General features: G+C 41.2%; 2 pseudogenes. One reads left to right on the top strand and one right to left on the bottom strand.

What is annotated here, in order from left to right:
• Nucleotides 1-3: 3 nt before the first annotated feature.
• Nucleotides 4-108: pseudogene (locus BW716_RS39850) on the top strand (hypothetical protein); the annotation flags it as partial.
• A gap of 83 nt (nucleotides 109-191) precedes the next feature.
• Here the strand turns inward: BW716_RS39850 and BW716_RS39845 are convergent.
• A pseudogene (locus BW716_RS39845) lies at nucleotides 192-305 on the bottom strand (hypothetical protein); the annotation flags it as partial.
• Nucleotides 306-332 lie beyond the last annotated feature (27 nt).

The following is a 332-nucleotide window of genomic DNA, read 5'->3' as shown; positions in this document are numbered from 1 at the left end:
ACTATCTTTTTTGGTACCCACGATAGTATCTTTTATGCCGTTGCTGCTGCTGTAGGCAAACGTTTATGGACTTTTAAGACGGGAACTGGTTTACCTGGGGGAGGCGTAGCCAATGGCAATGTATATGTAAGTGGATATAGTTTGTATGCATACAAACTATATCCANNTGGATATAGTTTGTATGCATACAAACTATATCCACTTACATATACATTGCCATTGGCTACGCCTCCCCCAGGTAAACCAGTTCCCGTCTTAAAAGTCCATAAACGTTTGCCTACAGCAGCAGCAACGGCATAAAAGATACTATCGTGGGTACCAAAAAAGATAGT

The sequence above is a fragment of the [Flexibacter] sp. ATCC 35208 genome (genome assembly GCF_001975825.1).
Taxonomy (GTDB): Bacteria; Bacteroidota; Bacteroidia; order Chitinophagales; family Chitinophagaceae; genus Chitinophaga.
Note: the sequence above shows the minus strand (reverse complement) of the source record. Positions and strands in the feature narration are given on the sequence as shown.